Consider the following 15,390-nt stretch of genomic DNA (forward strand, 5'->3'; position numbering starts at 1 on the left):
CCTACCTTGAGGGTAGGGAAGGAGGCCTTCACGGAACGCCGGAAACTACCGGTTCGCCCGGTTCACGGCCGAGACGACGGCCCGCAGCGAAGCGGTCACGATCGACGGGTCGATCCCGATACCCCAGTACACCCGGTCGGAGATCGCGCACTCGATGTACGACGCGGCCCGCGCGTCGTCGCCCGGCGAGAGCGTGTGCTCGCTGTAGTCCAGCAGCCGCAGGTCGAACCCGACGGTCGACAGCGCGTCGAAGAACGCCGCGATCGGACCGTTGCCCCGGCCGGTGACCTCGTGCTCGTCACCCTCGACCCGCACGGTGGCGGTGATGTCGTACTCGCCGTCGCCGTTGTCCCTGACGTGCTGGCGCACCAGCTCCAGCGGCGTCTTCAGGTCCAGGTACTCGGCCGAGAACGCGTTCCACATCGTGGCCGGGTCGACCTCGCCGCCCTCGGTGTCGGTGTGGCGCTGGACGACCTTCGAGAACTCGATCTGCAGGCGCCGCGGCAGGTCGAGCTGGTGCTCGGCCTTCATGATGTAGGCGACGCCGCCCTTGCCGGACTGCGAGTTCACCCGGATCACGGCCTCGTAGTTGCGGCCGATGTCCTTCGGGTCGATCGGCAGGTACGGGACCTCCCACGGGTGCTCGTCGACCGGCGTCCCCACCTTGTCGGCGGCGGCCTTCAGCGCGTCGAGGCCCTTGTTGATCGCGTCCTGGTGGCTGCCGGAGAACGCGGTGAACACCAGGTCACCGGCCCACGGGCTGCGTTCGTGCACCGGCAGCTGGTTGCAGTACTCGACGGTCCGCTTGATCTCGTCCATGTCGGAGAAGTCGATCTGCGGGTCGACACCCTGGCTGTACAGGTTCATGCCCAGCGCGACCAGGTCGACGTTGCCGGTGCGCTCGCCGTTGCCGAACAGGCAGCCTTCGATCCGGTCCGCCCCCGCCTGGAAGCCCAGTTCGGCGGCGGCGATGCCGGTGCCGCGGTCGTTGTGCGGGTGCAGCGACAGGATCACCGAATCGCGGCGGTCCAGGTTGCGGTGCATCCACTCGATCGAGTCGGCGTAGACGTTCGGTGACGCCATCTCGACGGTCGCGGGCAGGTTCAGGATCACCGGCTTCTCCGGCGTCGGCTGCCAGATCTCGGTGATGGTGTTGCAGACCTCGAGCGCGTACGACAGCTCGGTGCCGGTGTAGGACTCCGGCGAGTACTGGAACCGGAAGTCGGTGTCCGGCTGCTTCGCGGCGTAGTCGACGACCAGCTCGGCGGCCTGCGAAGCGATCTTCGTGATGCCGATGCGCTCCTCGCGGAACACGACGCGGCGCTGCAGGATCGAGGTCGAGTTGTAGATGTGGACGATCGCGCGCGGCGCGCCTTCGAGCGCCTTGAAGGTGCGCTCGATCAGCTCCGGCCGGCACTGGGTCAGCACCTGGATGCTGACGTCGTCCGGGATGGCGCCCTCGTCGATGATCTCGCGGACGAAGTCGAAGTCCGTCTGCGAGGCCGCCGGGAAGCCGACCTCGATCTCCTTGTAACCCATGCGGACCAGCAGGTCGAAGAACTTGCGCTTGCGCGCGGGCGACATCGGGTCGATGAGGGCCTGGTTGCCGTCACGCAGGTCGACGGCGCACCACAGCGGCGCGGTTTCGATGCGCTTGTCCGGCCAGGTGCGGTCGGGCAGCGAGATGTCCTCGACCAGGTCGTACCAGGGGCGGTAACGGTGTACGGGCATCGAAGTGCCGCGCTGGGTGTTCCACGAAGCCTGCTCGGAAGGGGCAGGACGGGTGGGCTTGCGGATACTCATGAGGGGACGGTTCTCCTGAAGAATCGGGTGCGACGACCGGCACCACGAAGCCCCGCGACGGGGAGCCGGTCCGATCAGGCCCCGTCGCGGCAGCGAAGCAGGAGAGCTCGAGCCACGACGTCACCTTAACCGCGAGATCTCTCGAAAGGAAACCCGGGCCGCGATCGAACCGTGACTCAAGTGGCGCCCATTCGGGTTACTCACGGGTAGCAATCGGACCAGGCGGCGTGCCACACTGCCCGGCATGGGCGAGCACGCTGAAGAGAAGGAAACCGCTGATCAGCCGACCGGACGCAAGGTCGACTGGCGAGCGGGCGGTGGTCGCGCGGCCGGGATACTGGCGAGCGTGGTCCGCTGGGTCGGCTTGATCTTCGCGGCCATCCTCGTGCTGCACGTCGTCTTCGTGATCGGCGAGGCGAACCCTGACAACGGCATCGTGTCGTTCGTCCGCGGCTGGGCCGACGGGCTCCTACTCGGCTTCAAGGATCTCTTCATGCCCGAAGACGCCAAGCTCCGCGTACTGATCAACTACGGTATCGCCGCGATCTTCTGGATGGTGGTCACCGGGATCCTCGCCAAGATCATCCGGCGCGTGGGCGGAGCGAACTAGCCGACGCCGAGCCGTTCGTAAGCCTCGACAGCGGCCTTCGGGTCGTCCGCCTGGAACTTGACGACACGGACGGTCTCGGTCGCGCCGAGCGGCCGGGTCACCGTGATCGGCTCGCGCAGCTCGACGACCAGGTTCGTCTCGTAGAAGTTGTCGTAGCTGAACCAGGTTCCGTCGCGAAAGGCCTTCGCCTTGAGGGGCTCGTGGCTTTCCTTCACGTGCCGCAGGCTGACCACGTTCTCCCTGGGGATCCGCACGTCGTAGAAGGAGCCATAGCGCACCCGCACCTCGCGCGACGAGATCACGTGCGGCCGGACGACGGTGCCGGCGTAGACGCCGAACACCAGCAGCGCCGAGTAAACGCCGAGGGCCAGCAGTAGAAGGTCGACGACGAGGCCGAAGTCGATCAGCCAGAAGAGACCCGCTTCGACGGCGCTCACCACCGCGAACACGATGAAGATCGACTTCCCGTTCGCGCCGTACGGCACCGCGACGGCGTCCCCGTCGACGCCGTCCTGCCGGCGCCTGAGATACAGCCAGAGTCCGGCCATCGTGCGGGATTCGTTGCGGAGAACGCTGCGAAAGGCCCCCATGACCCCAGGTTAGCGATCGAAGTGGGTCAGGATCTTCAGCGCGTCGGCGGATCCCGGGTCCTTCGGCGTGTAGATCTCCAGCCGGTGGTCAGGGCTGTCGGGCTGGAGCCACACCTGGTAGTCGACGCTCACCGCACCGACCGTGGGATGCCGCAGGTGCATGGCGCCGACGGTGCAGTCGGCGACGTCGCCGGTCGCCCACAGGGTCGCGAATTCGTCGCTGCGCATCGAAAGTTCGCCGATGAGCCCGGCGAGGCGGGCGTCGGTGGGATAGCGGCCCGCGGTCAACCGCAGGTAGGCGACGTGGATCGGCGCGAGTTCGGCCCGGTTCCGGTGCAGCTCGCGGGTCAGCGGGTCGAGGAAGAACATGCGCGGCAGCGACGGCCGCCGTTCGGGATCCTTCGGCGCGTCGAAATCGAGGTGTTCGGCCATGAGCGTGTGTCCGGCGTGGTTCCACGCGAGCACGTCGCCGCGACGGCCGAAAACGAGGGCGGGCACGGCCTCGCCGAGGTTCTCCAGCAGCGCGAGGACCCGCGGGTGCGGGTCTTCGGGGCCGGGGTCCGACAGCTTCGGGAGCGAAGTCTGCCGGGCGAGGTTGTGCAGATGGCCGGTCTCGACGTCGTCGAGCCGGAGCGCGCGGGCGAGCGCGTCGAGCACCTGCCGTGAAGCGGTTTCGGCCAGTCCTTGCTCCAGTCGTGTGTAGTACCCGGCGCTCACTCCGGCGAGCTGGGCGAGCTCTTCGCGGCGTAGACCAGGTACACGGCGCGAAGTGCCGTACGTGCGCAGGCCGATCTCGGCGGGCGTCACGCGATCACGACGGCTCTTGAGGTACACGCCGAGGCTCTCCATGACTCCGAGCCTAAGTTCTCCGCCCGCCGCGTGGGTGTACCCGCCGGGTGTACCCACGGCACGGGGATGGCTGCTCACTCGAAGCCGGTACAGCGTCGAGGGCATGACACGACAGCACTCCCGGGCCTGGTTCGGCCTGCTGGTGATCCTCTGCCCGGTGTTCCTGGTCTCCATGGACGGATCGATCCTGTTCCTCGCGATGCCCGAAATCAGCCAGGCGCTCACCCCCACGGCCGATCAGGCGCTGTGGATCCTCGATGTCTACGGCTTCGCGGTCGGCTCGCTGCTGATCGCGTTCGGCAATATCGGCGACCGGTACGGGCGGCTGAAGCTGCTGATGATCGGCGCCGCGGTGTTCGGCATCGGTTCGGCGGGCGCTGCGTTCGCCCCGAACCCGGAGCTGCTCATCACGTTCCGTGCCCTGATGGGGCTGGCGGGAGCGACGCTGCTGCCGTCCGCGCTGGCGGTGCTGAGCGAGCTCTTCCCCGACGCGCGACGCCGGGCGCGGGCCATCGGGATCTTCGCGGCCGCGTTCGCCGCCGGTTTCGCGATCGGCCCGGTCGTCGGCGGTGTCCTGCTGGAACGGTTCGCGTGGGGCTCGGTCTTCCTGGTCAACCTGCCGGTGATCGCGGTGTTCCTGGCGCTCGCGCCAGTGCTGCTGCGGGAGGTGCGGGCCACCGGGAAGGGACGCGTCGACGTGCTGAGCGTCGTGCTGTCCGCCACCGGGCTCCTGCTCGCGATCTACGGGATCAAGCACGCGGCCGCCGACGGACTGTCGGTCACCGCGGTCTCCGCCGCCGTCGCCGGGGCGGGGCTGCTGGTGTGGTTCGCCCGGCGTCAGCGGGGTCTCGAGTACCCGCTGGTCGAGTTCTCCTTGTTCCGCGACCGTGTCTTCACGATCGCGATCGTCACCGGGCTGCTGCCGCTGGCGGCGTGGTCGGCGGCCGCGTACCTGTCGGGGATCCACTTGCAGTCCGTGCTCGGCCTGCCCGTGCTGCACGCGGCGCTGCTGGCGTTGCCGGGCGCGGCCGTGCTCACGATCATGTGCGTCGTCACGCCCGCGCTGGTCGACCGGATCGGCGCACGCGCGGCGCTGGTCGTCTGCCACTTCTCCATCGCCGCCGGGCTCGCCCTGCTGCTCATGACCGGTGTCACGGGCGGAGCGGGCTGGTACGTCGCGTCGACGGTGGTCGCCGGCGTCGGCTACGGCATCTCGTTCAGCGTGGTGGCCGACACGGCCGTCGCCGCGGTGCCCGCCGAGCGCGCGGGAGCGGCGGGCGCGATCGCCGAAACGAGTAACGAGATCGGCAACGCGCTGGGGATCGCGCTCATGGGCTCGCTCGCCGCGCTGGTGTTCCGGCTGGCCGGGCCGGACCTGGCCCCCACCCTCGGCGAAACCCTCGATATCGCGCCCGCGACCGCTAATGACGCGAAGGAGGCCTTCGTCGCGGGTCTCCACACCGCCGTCGCGGTGCTCAGCCTGCTGCACGTCGGGCTCGGAATCCTCGCCCTTCGCTGGCTCCCTCAGCCGTCGAAAGCGCTCGTGCCCCAGGCGTCGGCGTAGGCGAAATCAGCCAGCGGGACTCGCTCGCGCGGCGCCTTTTCACGCTCGACGCGCCAGTCCTCTTCGAGCACCGAGGGGTCCGCGGGCGAGCCGACGGCGATCGCGACCTTGGGGACGACGTCGTCAGGGAGGCCGAAGAAGTCCTTCGCCGCTTCGGCGGAGAAGCCCGCCATCTGGTGCGCGATCAGGCCGAGGTCGACGGCCTGGAGCACGAGGTTCTCGCTCGCCAGCCCCAGCCCGTACTCGGCGTACGGGACTTCGCCCTTCTCGTTCGTGGTCACCATCACGCCGATCAGCAGCAGCCCGGCGCGATGGGCCCACGCTCGGTTGCCCGAGTTGAGCGTCGAGAGGATGCGGTCGAACGACGGCGTTCCCCGCAGGCCGACCAGGTAGCGGGCGGGCTGGGTGTTGCCGAACGACGGCGCCCAGCGGGCCGCTTCGAGCAGCGCGCGGAGCTGGTCTTCGGTGACGATCGCTGACTCGTCGTAGGCGCGCGGGCTCCACCTGGCGGCCAGGATCGGCGCGATCGGGGTACTCGTCTCGGCGGGTTTGTCCACCGCCGGACCCTAACAAGGGGTGCTCTCCGTCACTAAAGCGAAAGCCCTCCGACTATTTCGTTGGTGTTGAGGAAGATTTACTTCCAGGAGTCCTCGAACTGGTGGTCAGGACCACTTACGAGGGTGGCGAGCGCGCGTCACCCCGGTAGGCTTTCGCCCAAATAAGGGACGCGGGGGCTCCTCGGTGCCCACCAGGAGCACGCCCGGCCCGTCGAGGAGGTTCGGGCGTGGCCCTCGTGGTCCAGAAGTACGGCGGTTCGTCGCTGGAAAGTGCCGACCGGATCAAACGCGTCGCGGAACGCATCGTCGCCACCAAGAAGGCGGGCAACGACGTGGTCGTCGTCTGCTCCGCCATGGGCGACACGACCGACGAGCTGCTCGACCTGGCTCAGCAGGTCAACCCGGCGCCGCCGGAACGCGAGATGGACATGCTGCTCACCGCGGGTGAGCGTATCTCCAACTCCCTGGTGGCGATGGCGATTTCGGCGCAGGGCGCGGAGGCCTGGTCGTTCACCGGCTCGCAGGCCGGTGTGGTGACGACGTCGGTGCACGGCAACGCGCGGATCATCGACGTCAGCCCCAGCCGGGTGACGGAAGCCCTCGACCAGGGCTACATCGCGCTGGTGGCCGGGTTCCAGGGCGTGTCGCAGGACACCAAGGACATCACCACCCTCGGCCGCGGGGGTTCGGACACCACCGCCGTCGCGCTGGCCGCCGCGCTGAACGCCGACGTCTGCGAGATCTATTCCGATGTGGACGGTGTGTACACCGCCGATCCCCGGGTCGTGTCCGACGCGCGGAAGCTCGACACCATCGCCTACGAGGAGATGCTGGAGCTGGCGGCGAGCGGGTCGAAGATCCTGCACCTGCGTTCGGTGGAGTACGCGCGCCGCTACGGCGTCCCGATCCGAGTCCGTTCTTCCTACAGTGACAAGCCGGGCACCACGGTGACCGGTTCTATCGAGGAGATCCCCGTGGAACAAGCGTTGATCACCGGTGTGGCGCACGACCGCTCCGAAGCCAAGATCACGGTGACCGGCGTGCCCGACACGACCGGTGCCGCCGCCCGGATCTTCCGCGTGATCGCCGACAACGAGATCGACATCGACATGGTGCTGCAGAACGTGTCCAGCACCTCGTCCGGCCGCACCGACATCACCTTCACGCTGTCGAAGGCCAACGGGGCCAAGGCCGTGCAGTCGCTGGAGAAGATCAAGGACGAGATCGGCTTCGAGTCGGTCCTCTACGACGACCACGTCGGCAAGGTCTCGCTCGTCGGCGCGGGGATGCGCTCGCACCCCGGTGTCACGGCGACCTTCTGCGAAGCGCTCGCGCAGGCGGGCGTCAACATCGAAATCATCAACACCTCGGAGATCCGGATCTCGGTCCTGATCCGGGACGCGCAGCTCGACGACGCGGTGCGCGCGATCCACGAGGCGTTCGAACTCGGCGGCGACGAAGAAGCCGTCGTCTACGCGGGGAGTGGTCGCTGATGCCGGAAGGTCTGCGGGTAGGCGTGGTCGGGGCGACCGGTCAGGTCGGCGGCGTGATGCGCCGTCTGCTGGCCGAACGGGATTTCCCGGTCGCCGAAATGCGGTACTTCGCCTCGGCGCGGTCCGCCGGTTCGAAGCTTCCTTGGCGTGACGGGGAAATCGTCATCGAGGACGCGACGACCGCGGATCCGTCCGGTTTGGACATCGCGCTGTTCTCGGCCGGTGGCGCGACCTCCAAGGCGCAGGCGGAGCGGTTCGCCGCGGCCGGTGCCACGGTCATCGACAACTCGTCGGCGTGGCGCATGGACCCGGACGTCCCGCTGATCGTCAGCGAGGTCAACCCGGAGGCGGTCAGGGAGGCGCGCAAGGGGATCATCGCGAACCCCAACTGCACCACCATGGCCGCGATGCCGGTGCTCAAGCCGCTGCACGCCGAAGCGGGCCTGGTGCGGCTGGTCGCCAGCACCTACCAGGCCGTGTCCGGCAGCGGGCTCGCGGGCGTGGAGGAGCTGGAAGGCCAGCTCGCGGCGGCGGCGGCGAACGCGGGCGCGCTGACCCACGACGGCGCGGCGGTGGACTTCCCCGAGCCGAAGAAGTACGCGCGGCCCATCGCGCACAACGTCCTCCCGCTGGCCGGGTCCATTGTGGACGACGGTGAGTTCGAGACGGACGAGGAGAAGAAGTTCCGCAACGAGAGCCGCAAGATCCTGAGCATCCCGGAGCTGCTGGTCTCGTGCACCTGTGTGCGGGTGCCGGTGTTCTCGGGGCACTCGATCTCGATCAACGCCGAGTTCTCGCAGCCGCTTTCGGTCGCCCGCGCGACCGAACTGCTGACCGGCGCCCCCGGCGTGGAGCTGTCGGACATCCCGACGCCGCTGCAGGCCGCCGGCCAGGACCCGTCGTACGTCGGGCGGCTGCGGACGGACCCGGGCGTCGACGGCGGTCGTGGTCTGGTGCTGTTCCTGTCGAACGACAACCTGCGGAAGGGCGCGGCGCTCAACGCCGTGCAGATCGCGGAACTGGTCGCCGCGAACTCCTGATGTGGGCTGAAAGGGCCCTTCACCGCATGCGATGCGGNAGGGGTCGTGAGCGATAAAGACGGTCCTTACCACTCACGACCCCGATCAAAAAGGGCCCTTTCGCTGCGTCCTATGCGGGGAAAGGGCCCTTCACGTCGTAATTGCGTTGTCGGGGACCTTCGGCCAGTGCATGCTCTGTGGCGACAAACGTTTCCACGAAGGGAAAATCATGTACACGGCGGTCGAAGGCTCGCGGGTTCCGATCCGGATGTGGGCAGACCCCACGTCGGTCGAGGACCAAGCCATGCGACAGCTGCACAACGTCGCCAACCTGCCGTGGGTGCACGGCGTCGCGGTCATGCCCGACGTCCACTACGGCAAGGGCGCGACCGTCGGCAGCGTGATCGCGATGCGCGACGCGGTGTCCCCGGCCGCCGTCGGCGTGGACATCGGCTGCGGGATGAGCGCGGTACGGACCTCGCTCACCGCCGCCGACCTGCCCGACGACCTGCTGAAGCTCCGCCGCCGGATCGAATCGGCCGTCCCGGTCGGGTTCGGCCTGCACAAGACCCCGGTGAACCCGGCGAAGGTGCACGGAGTCGGTGGCTGGGACGCGTTCTGGAAGTCCTTCGGCGACCTGCATCCCGGCGTTCAGGACCTGCACGACCGCGCGTCGCGCCAGATCGGGAGCCTCGGTGGCGGTAACCACTTCATCGAGGTCTGCCTCGAACAGGGCGGCGAAGACGAAGGCCGCGTGTGGCTGATGCTGCACTCCGGTTCCCGCAACATCGGCAAGGAACTCGCGGAACGGCATATGGCCGTCGCGCGGAAGCTGCCGCACAACGCGGATCTGCCGGACCCGGATCTCGCGGTGTTCGTCGCGGGCACGCCCGAGATGCAGGCGTACCGGCGCGACCTGTTCTGGGCGCAGGACTACGCGGCGCGCAACCGCGCCACCATGGTCGCGCTCGTGAAGCAGGCGCTGAAGGACGTCGTGCCGCAGACGACGTTCGACGACGCGATCAGCTGCCACCATAATTACGTCGCCGAAGAGACCTACGATGGCGTCGATCTTCTGGTGACCCGCAAGGGCGCGATCCGCGCGGGTTCGGGCGACCTCGGGATCATCCCGGGCAGCATGGGCACCGGTTCGTACATCGTGCGCGGTCTCGGGAACGAGTCGTCCTTCCAGTCCGCGTCGCACGGCGCGGGCCGCCGGATGTCGCGGAACAAGGCGAAGAAGCTGTACACCGCCGAGGACCTCGCCGCGCAGACCGCCGGCGTGGAATGCCGCAAGGACTCCGGTGTGGTGGACGAGATCCCGGCCGCGTACAAGGACATCGAAACGGTGATCAAGGCGCAGACGGATCTCGTCGAGGTGGTCGCGCACCTCAAGCAGGTCGTCTGCGTGAAGGGCTGAATTACCGGGCGGTTCGTGGGTGGTGGCCGGGGGAACCCGACATACCACCCACGAAATCGCTAGTCTTGACCGTATGAAGAGGTTGGGAATCGCGGCGCTCCTGGCGGCCGCCGGGCTCGCGCTGGCGGGCTGCAGCGAGGTCACGAACGCGGTCGATCAGACGAACAAGGCGGCGACGAAGGTCAGCGCCTGCGCCGAGGCGCTCAGCCTCGCCGACCTCAATCCGGACCCGGCGACGCTCAAGGAGCGTGCCGCGGACAAGGAGAAGCGTCTGCGTGAGCTGGCGGGCAGCGTCGGCGAGCAGAACGTGGCGGGTGCGCTCACCGGAATGGCCGACTCGTACCTGCAGGTGCAGAAGGAGAACATCCAGGACGCGGGCAAGGTCGCGGACTGGACCAAGCGCAACCTCGAGCAGCTGGAAGCCCTCCGGAAGGTCTGCGCCTAGCCGGAGCTGAAGGGGACTTTCCCCGCATGAGACGCCACAAAAGGGCCCTTCACCGCATCGCATCTGGTGAAGGGCCCTTTCGGCTCACGTCAGGAGGAAGTGAGCGCGGGCACCCGCGCGGGGGTGCGGGAGCGGCGCCAGAACAAGCCGACCGAGGCGATCGCCAGCGCTCCCAGCGCCGAGGCCGCGAAGCCCCAGCCGGGGCTGGAGTGGTCGATCACGAACCCGATGATCGGGCTCCCGATCGCCAGCCCGATCCGGCTGGCCGCGTCCAGCAGGCCCATCGCCTCCCCGCGCACGCGGGCGGGCGCCGCGGCGCTGACCGTCTCCGTGCTCGCCGCGAGCGTCGGCGCGCACAGCACGTTGCTCGGGAAGAGCACGATCGCCAGCAGCCACCACGGCTCGGCGATCAGCCCGACCGGCAGGGTCAGCACCGCGAGCAGCACCATCAGCGTGCCCTGCGAAAGCGACCGCCGGACCGCGCCGTGGATCGCCCCGCCGAGCACCGACGCGACGCACATCAGCGTGATCAGCAGCCCGGACCAGGCGATGTCACCGCTCGCGCGCAGCGTCGCCAGCGCGGCGAGCTCCATGCCGACCAGGCAGAACAGCGCGCCCGCGGCGATGAACATCGCCATCACGAGCCGTCCGGTGAGCCAGCTCCGCACGGCCGGCCGCTCCCCGGTGAACACCTCGGCGTCGGCCTCGGCGCGGATCGGCGGGTCCTGCCGGTAGATCAGCGTCGCCGAAAGCGCGAAGCAGACCCCGATCCCGGTGAGCGCGTAGACCGCGGGCAGCTGAGTGATCGCCATGATCCCGGCCGACGGCCCGATCATGAACGACGCCTCCACCAGGATCGTGTCCAGCGAGTAGGCCGCCCGCCGTTGTTCGAGTGGCACGAGCGCGGTGAGCACCAGCCGCGCGAGCGTGCCGGCGGGCACCGACAGCACCCCTGCGGGGAGCGCGACCGCGAGCAGCACCTGATACGGCAGATGCGGCGCGCTGATCCAGAAGGTCGACGAGGCCAGCCCACAGATCGCGACCACCGGCCGCAGCCCGTAGCGGTCGACGTACCGGCCGACGAGCGGTGCCCCGATCGCGCTGCCGAGCGTGGTGGCGGCGCCGATCAGCCCGGCCGCGCCGTAGCCGCGGCCCAGGTCGTTGACCACGTACAGCGTCATCGTCACGCCCATGGCCGTCATCGGGAGCCGGGCCAGGAACATCAGCAGCATCGAGCTGGGAACTCCGGGCACGGCTAACACACGACGATACGGAGCGAGGGCCATACGTCCGATGAGAACGTAACTTGGTACGCGCGTGCAAGTTTTTTTCGCGTAGCCAGGGTCACCCGGTCCGGGGTGTTTTCTTGACTGATTCCAGATTAGGCGAGAGGGTGGAGACGACTGACCGCTCACCACCACGAACCAGGAGGCATCGGCGTGACCTTGCCGACCACGAACAACGTGGGCATCCCCGTCGCGAGCGACAACGATTCCCTGACCGTAGGCGCCAACGGCCCGATCCTGCTCCAGGACCACTACCTGATCGAGAAGAACGCCCAGTTCAACCGTGAGCGGGTGCCGGAACGCGTCGTCCACGCCAAGGGCGGCGGTGCGCACGGCTTCCTCGAGGTCACGGAGGACGTCAGTCAGTTCACGAAGGCCGCGCTGTTCCAGCCGGGCGTGCGCACGGAGAGCCTGGTCCGGTTCTCCTCGGTCGCCGGGGAGAACGGCTCGCCGGACACGTGGCGCGACCCGCGCGGTTTCGCGGTGAAGTTCTACACCTCCGAGGGCAACTACGACCTCGTCGGCAACAACACCCCGGTGTTCTTCATCCGCGATCCGATCAAGTTCCCCGACTTCATCCACTCGCAGAAGCGCCGCGCCGACAACCATCTGCGCGACCACGACATCCAGTGGGACTTCTGGACGCTGCGGCCCGAGTCCGCGCACCAGGTCACCTGGCTGATGGGCGACCGCGGCATCCCGTCGAACTGGCGCGAGATGGACGGCTTCGGCTCGCACACCTATCTGTGGGAGAACGCGGGCGGCGAGAAGTTCTGGGTCAAGTACCACTTCAAGACCGACCAGGGCATCGGCTACCTCGCGCAGGCCGACGCGGACCGGATCGCCGGCGAGGACTCGGACTACTACATCCGCGACCTGTTCAAGAACATCAAGCAGGGCAACCACCCCAGCTGGACGCTGTACGTCCAGGTGATGCCGTACGCCGAGGCCGCGGACTACCGCTTCAACCCGTTCGACCTGACCAAGGTGTGGCCGAAGGGCGACTACCCGCTGATCAAGGTCGGCCGCTGGGTGCTCGACCGCAATCCGGCGAACTACTTCGCGGAGATCGAGCAGGCCGCGTTCGAGCCGTCCAATCTGGTGCCGGGCATCGGCCCGTCGCCGGACAAGATGCTGCAGGGCCGCCTGTTCGCGTACCCGGACGCCCACCGCTACCGGATCGGCGCGAACTACACGCAGCTGCCGGTCAACGCGCCGAAGTCCCCGGTGAACAGCTACTCGCGTGACGGCGCGATGCGCTACAACAACCCGGGCGACCCGGTGTACGCGCCGAACTCGTACGGCGGTCCGCACGCGAACGCGGAGATCGCCGCCGAGACCGCTTCGGGCTACGGCGTCGAGGACGAGGTCATCCGGTCGGCGTACAAGCTCCACGCCGAGGACGACGACTTCGGTCAGCCGGGCACGCTCGTCCGCGACGTGATGGACGACGCGCAGCGCGACCGGCTCGCGAGCAACATCATCGGCCACGCCTCGAACGACGTCTCGCGCCCGGTGCTCGAGCGGGTCTTCGAGTACTGGCGGAACGTCGACAAGGACCTCGGCGACAAGGTCGCGGACGCCTTCCGCGAGTAAAGGACCTCTCCTCAGAGGCTGCTCCCACCACGGAACGCCCCCGGTGCGCGCACCGGGGGCGTTTCCATGTCCCCACTCGCATGTGAAACCAGAAGAGGGCGTGGCGTGCGTGGGGGACAACCCGAGTGGAGCAGTGCGACACGCCTGTCCGACGGAGTGATCAAGCGAAACGATCACCGTTTACACCGCTGTGGGTGAACGAGTCGCACCACGGTGTCGACCGGTCACAGGTGGTCATAAATCGACGGGAAAAGGATGATCTTCAGGGGGAGGCGCAAGATTTCGCCGTTAATCAATTGCGGGAGTCTTACCCGGGAATGAATCCGGCACGTAAGGGTTAGAAAAGTGTTCCAACCGGTGATCGGGTGGTGTTCGGCCGATACGGGGGGTATCGATTTACCTCGTCAGGTCCCAGAGGCCAGGAGGTAAGGGAATGAAAGGCAACATTGCCCGGACGATTGCCGCGGTCGCCGCAGGCAGTCTGTTGGCGGTGGCCTCGGCCGGCGCCGCTACGGCTAGCACCGATGGTGGAAAGGGCTCGTCGAACACACAGGCGCTCGCCGCGCAGGTGCTGCAGATGCGAGACGGCCTCACCAAGGTGGCCTACGCCGGCGACGTCGCCAAGACGCGGGCGGACTTGGACAAGCTCAGCCCCGTCCTCGGTGACATCGCCGCGGGCAAGCGCTACCAGATCCAGACCGAAACGCAGAAGCTCGGCGACCTGGCCCAGGGCCGTTCCGTCGAGTCCAGCAGGCTGCTGGCCGACCCGACGGCGAAGGCACGACAGCTGCCGCCGCTGCCGGTGCCGATCCCCTCGCTCCCGGACCTTCCCGGACCGCTGAAGATCGTCAGTGACCTGGTGAAAGCCCTGCTCACAGCCGTGACCGGCATTCTCGCCGGCCTGCTCGGCGGACTCCCTGTCCCGCCGCTGCCGGTCCCGCCCGTACCGCTTCCCACACCCTAGAGGGAGACCGGGAGTCGTCGGGTTCCGCCGTGCAGGGCGGCGGGCCACGATATGGGGGCCGGAGCCCGAGTGGGGACATTTCTCCTCACTCGGGCTCTGGCTTTCACTTCGGGGCGAGCCCCAGACGCAGGGCTCCCGCCGCTTCGGCCGTCGCCTCACGGAACCGCCGTCCGACGCCGAGGAAGTTGATGTACCCGTGGATCAGGTCCGGCTGGCGGCTCAGTGCCACCGGGACCCCGGCTTTCCGCAATTTCTCCGCGTAGGCCTCGCCCTCGTCGCGCAGCGGATCGAAACCGGCCGTCGCGATATACGCGGGCGGCAATCCGGAAACGTCACCGTGCAGCGGCGACAGTTTCGGGTTGTACAGATCGGTGCCCTTCGGCACGTAATGTCCTTCGAACCACGTCATATCCGTGTCGGTCAGGAACAGATCCTCCGCGAACAATTCCCGGGAGCGGCGGCGCACGGTGAAATCGGTCGCCGGGTAGAACAGCAGCTGGAACGCCGGGACCCCGCCGCCGCGTTTCACGGCCTGCTGCGCCGTCACCGCGGCGAGGTTCCCGCCCGCGCTGTCGCCGCCGACGGCGATGCGCGCCGGGTCGGCGCCCAGGTCCCGCGCTTTCGCGAAGGCGTACTCGAACGCCGCGATCGCGTCTTCGGTGGCGCCCGGGAAGCGCGTCTCCGGCGCGAGCCGGTACTCCACCGAAAGAACTCGCACGCCCGCCTGTTTCGCCAGGTAGCGGACGGTGTTGTCGTGGGAGACGCGGCTGCCGACCACCCAGCCGCCGCCGTGGAAGAACACCAGTAGCCCGGACGGATCCGGCAGCCCGGCCGGCGTGTAGAGCGTGGCGGGCACGTCGCCGTCACCCGTGGGGATGAGCAGTTCCCTGGTGGCGACCGGTTCGATCGTCGGCCCGCTGACCAGGTGCCTGCTCGCCAGGAGCATGGTGCGCGACTCTTCGACGGTTCCCCGCACCAGTGACGCTTTCGCCAGCTTCTGCAGGCGGAGCAGGAGCTGGGCGTCCAGCGCGAGTTCCTGTCTGTCCAGGCGGAGGGGCGGTCCCGCGATGGCCCGTCTGACCGGCTTCGGGAGCCAGAACGCAAGCTGCGAAAACGCGGCCTCGGCACGGATCTGGAGCGGTATCGCCATGCTTCCTCCTGAGGGCTTCCCGTCAGGTTACTTTCGAGTAGGTA

14 protein-coding genes are annotated in these 15,390 nt (G+C 68.2%); 8 read left to right on the forward strand and 6 right to left on the reverse strand.

Features of this window, described 5'->3' with window-relative positions:
- Positions 1-45 precede the first annotated feature (45 nt).
- The gene (gene leuA / locus LCL61_RS02120) at positions 46-1,803 is read right to left on the reverse strand and encodes a 2-isopropylmalate synthase (RefSeq protein WP_340685262.1); all 1,758 of its coding nucleotides are present in this window, start codon (positions 1,801-1,803) and stop codon (positions 46-48) included.
- A gap of 244 nt (positions 1,804-2,047) precedes the next feature.
- On the opposite strand from leuA, the gene LCL61_RS02125 reads away from it, so the two are divergent.
- Positions 2,048-2,413, forward strand: coding sequence for a hypothetical protein (locus LCL61_RS02125; protein ID WP_340685263.1), 366 nt, complete (start codon positions 2,048-2,050; stop codon positions 2,411-2,413).
- On the opposite strand, the gene LCL61_RS02130 is transcribed toward LCL61_RS02125, so the two are convergent.
- Together LCL61_RS02130 and LCL61_RS02135 are read right to left on the reverse strand one after the other, a co-directional pair.
- Entirely contained in the window at positions 2,410-3,003 is a 594-nt protein-coding gene (locus LCL61_RS02130; RefSeq protein WP_340685264.1) for a hypothetical protein, read from the reverse strand. The genes LCL61_RS02125 and LCL61_RS02130 overlap by 4 nt on opposite strands.
- 9 nt (positions 3,004-3,012) lie before the next feature.
- The gene (locus LCL61_RS02135; protein ID WP_340685265.1) at positions 3,013-3,852 is read right to left on the reverse strand and encodes a helix-turn-helix transcriptional regulator; all 840 of its coding nucleotides are present in this window, start codon (positions 3,850-3,852) and stop codon (positions 3,013-3,015) included.
- Between the two features lie 103 nt (positions 3,853-3,955).
- On the opposite strand from LCL61_RS02135, the gene LCL61_RS02140 reads away from it, so the two are divergent.
- Positions 3,956-5,416, forward strand: a complete 1,461-nt coding sequence (locus LCL61_RS02140) for an MFS transporter (RefSeq protein ID WP_340685266.1) — start codon at positions 3,956-3,958, stop codon at positions 5,414-5,416.
- Here LCL61_RS02140 and LCL61_RS02145 read toward each other — a convergent pair.
- Positions 5,377-5,973 carry a nitroreductase family protein gene (locus tag LCL61_RS02145; RefSeq protein ID WP_340685267.1) on the reverse strand — a complete coding sequence of 199 codons (597 nt, stop codon included), beginning with the start codon at positions 5,971-5,973 and terminating at the stop codon, positions 5,377-5,379. The two genes, LCL61_RS02140 and LCL61_RS02145, sit on opposite strands and share 40 nt — an antisense overlap.
- Before the next feature lie 227 nt (positions 5,974-6,200).
- On the opposite strand from LCL61_RS02145, the gene LCL61_RS02150 reads away from it, so the two are divergent.
- The 4 genes from LCL61_RS02150 (at position 6,201) to LCL61_RS02165 (ending at position 10,350) form a co-directional block, all read left to right on the forward strand.
- The gene (locus LCL61_RS02150; RefSeq protein WP_034314653.1) at positions 6,201-7,466 is read left to right on the forward strand and encodes an aspartate kinase; all 1,266 of its coding nucleotides are present in this window, start codon (positions 6,201-6,203) and stop codon (positions 7,464-7,466) included.
- Positions 7,466-8,506 (forward strand): aspartate-semialdehyde dehydrogenase, encoded by a 1,041-nt coding sequence (locus tag LCL61_RS02155; protein ID WP_340685268.1) that lies wholly within the window; start codon positions 7,466-7,468, stop codon positions 8,504-8,506. The genes LCL61_RS02150 and LCL61_RS02155 overlap by 1 nt, the downstream gene beginning before the upstream one ends.
- Positions 8,507-8,714: 208 nt before the next feature.
- Complete coding sequence (locus LCL61_RS02160; RefSeq protein WP_034314834.1) at positions 8,715-9,905, forward strand: RtcB family protein; 1,191 nt, start codon at positions 8,715-8,717, stop codon at positions 9,903-9,905.
- A gap of 73 nt (positions 9,906-9,978) precedes the next feature.
- Complete coding sequence (locus LCL61_RS02165; RefSeq protein WP_034314657.1) at positions 9,979-10,350, forward strand: hypothetical protein; 372 nt, start codon at positions 9,979-9,981, stop codon at positions 10,348-10,350.
- Between the two features lie 89 nt (positions 10,351-10,439).
- Here the strand turns inward: LCL61_RS02165 and LCL61_RS02170 are convergent, their stop codons facing one another.
- Entirely contained in the window at positions 10,440-11,582 is a 1,143-nt protein-coding gene (locus tag LCL61_RS02170; protein ID WP_340688473.1) for an MFS transporter, read from the reverse strand.
- 207 nt (positions 11,583-11,789) lie between these two features.
- On the opposite strand from LCL61_RS02170, the gene LCL61_RS02175 reads away from it, so the two are divergent.
- A complete protein-coding gene (locus LCL61_RS02175; protein WP_340685269.1) occupies positions 11,790-13,232 on the forward strand; it encodes a catalase in 1,443 nt (480 codons plus the stop codon).
- 433 nt (positions 13,233-13,665) lie between these two features.
- On the forward strand, positions 13,666-14,196 hold the full coding sequence (locus LCL61_RS02180) for a hypothetical protein (protein WP_219147444.1): 531 nt from the start codon (positions 13,666-13,668) through the stop codon (positions 14,194-14,196).
- 103 nt (positions 14,197-14,299) lie between these two features.
- Here the strand turns inward: LCL61_RS02180 and LCL61_RS02185 are convergent, their stop codons facing one another.
- Positions 14,300-15,346, reverse strand: coding sequence for an alpha/beta hydrolase (locus LCL61_RS02185; RefSeq protein ID WP_340685270.1), 1,047 nt, complete (start codon positions 15,344-15,346; stop codon positions 14,300-14,302).
- Between the last annotated feature and the right edge of the window lie 44 nt (positions 15,347-15,390).

It is taken from the genome of Amycolatopsis coloradensis (assembly GCF_037997115.1).
Lineage (GTDB): Bacteria > Actinomycetota > Actinomycetes > Mycobacteriales > Pseudonocardiaceae > Amycolatopsis > Amycolatopsis coloradensis_A.

Coding starts and splice junctions, on each gene's coding strand:
- leuA (WP_340685262.1), bottom strand. CDS start 1,803: ATGAGTATCCGCAAGCCCACCCGTCCTGCCCCTTCCGAGCAGGCTTCG.
- LCL61_RS02125 (WP_340685263.1), top strand. CDS start 2,048: ATGGGCGAGCACGCTGAAGAGAAGGAAACCGCTGATCAGCCGACCGGA.
- LCL61_RS02130 (WP_340685264.1), bottom strand. CDS start 3,003: ATGGGGGCCTTTCGCAGCGTTCTCCGCAACGAATCCCGCACGATGGCC.
- LCL61_RS02135 (WP_340685265.1), bottom strand. CDS start 3,852: ATGGAGAGCCTCGGCGTGTACCTCAAGAGCCGTCGTGATCGCGTGACG.
- LCL61_RS02140 (WP_340685266.1), top strand. CDS start 3,956: ATGACACGACAGCACTCCCGGGCCTGGTTCGGCCTGCTGGTGATCCTC.
- LCL61_RS02155 (WP_340685268.1), top strand. CDS start 7,466: ATGCCGGAAGGTCTGCGGGTAGGCGTGGTCGGGGCGACCGGTCAGGTC.
- LCL61_RS02160 (WP_034314834.1), top strand. CDS start 8,715: ATGTACACGGCGGTCGAAGGCTCGCGGGTTCCGATCCGGATGTGGGCA.
- LCL61_RS02165 (WP_034314657.1), top strand. CDS start 9,979: ATGAAGAGGTTGGGAATCGCGGCGCTCCTGGCGGCCGCCGGGCTCGCG.
- LCL61_RS02170 (WP_340688473.1), bottom strand. CDS start 11,582: ATGCTGCTGATGTTCCTGGCCCGGCTCCCGATGACGGCCATGGGCGTG.
- LCL61_RS02180 (WP_219147444.1), top strand. CDS start 13,666: ATGAAAGGCAACATTGCCCGGACGATTGCCGCGGTCGCCGCAGGCAGT.
- LCL61_RS02185 (WP_340685270.1), bottom strand. CDS start 15,346: ATGGCGATACCGCTCCAGATCCGTGCCGAGGCCGCGTTTTCGCAGCTT.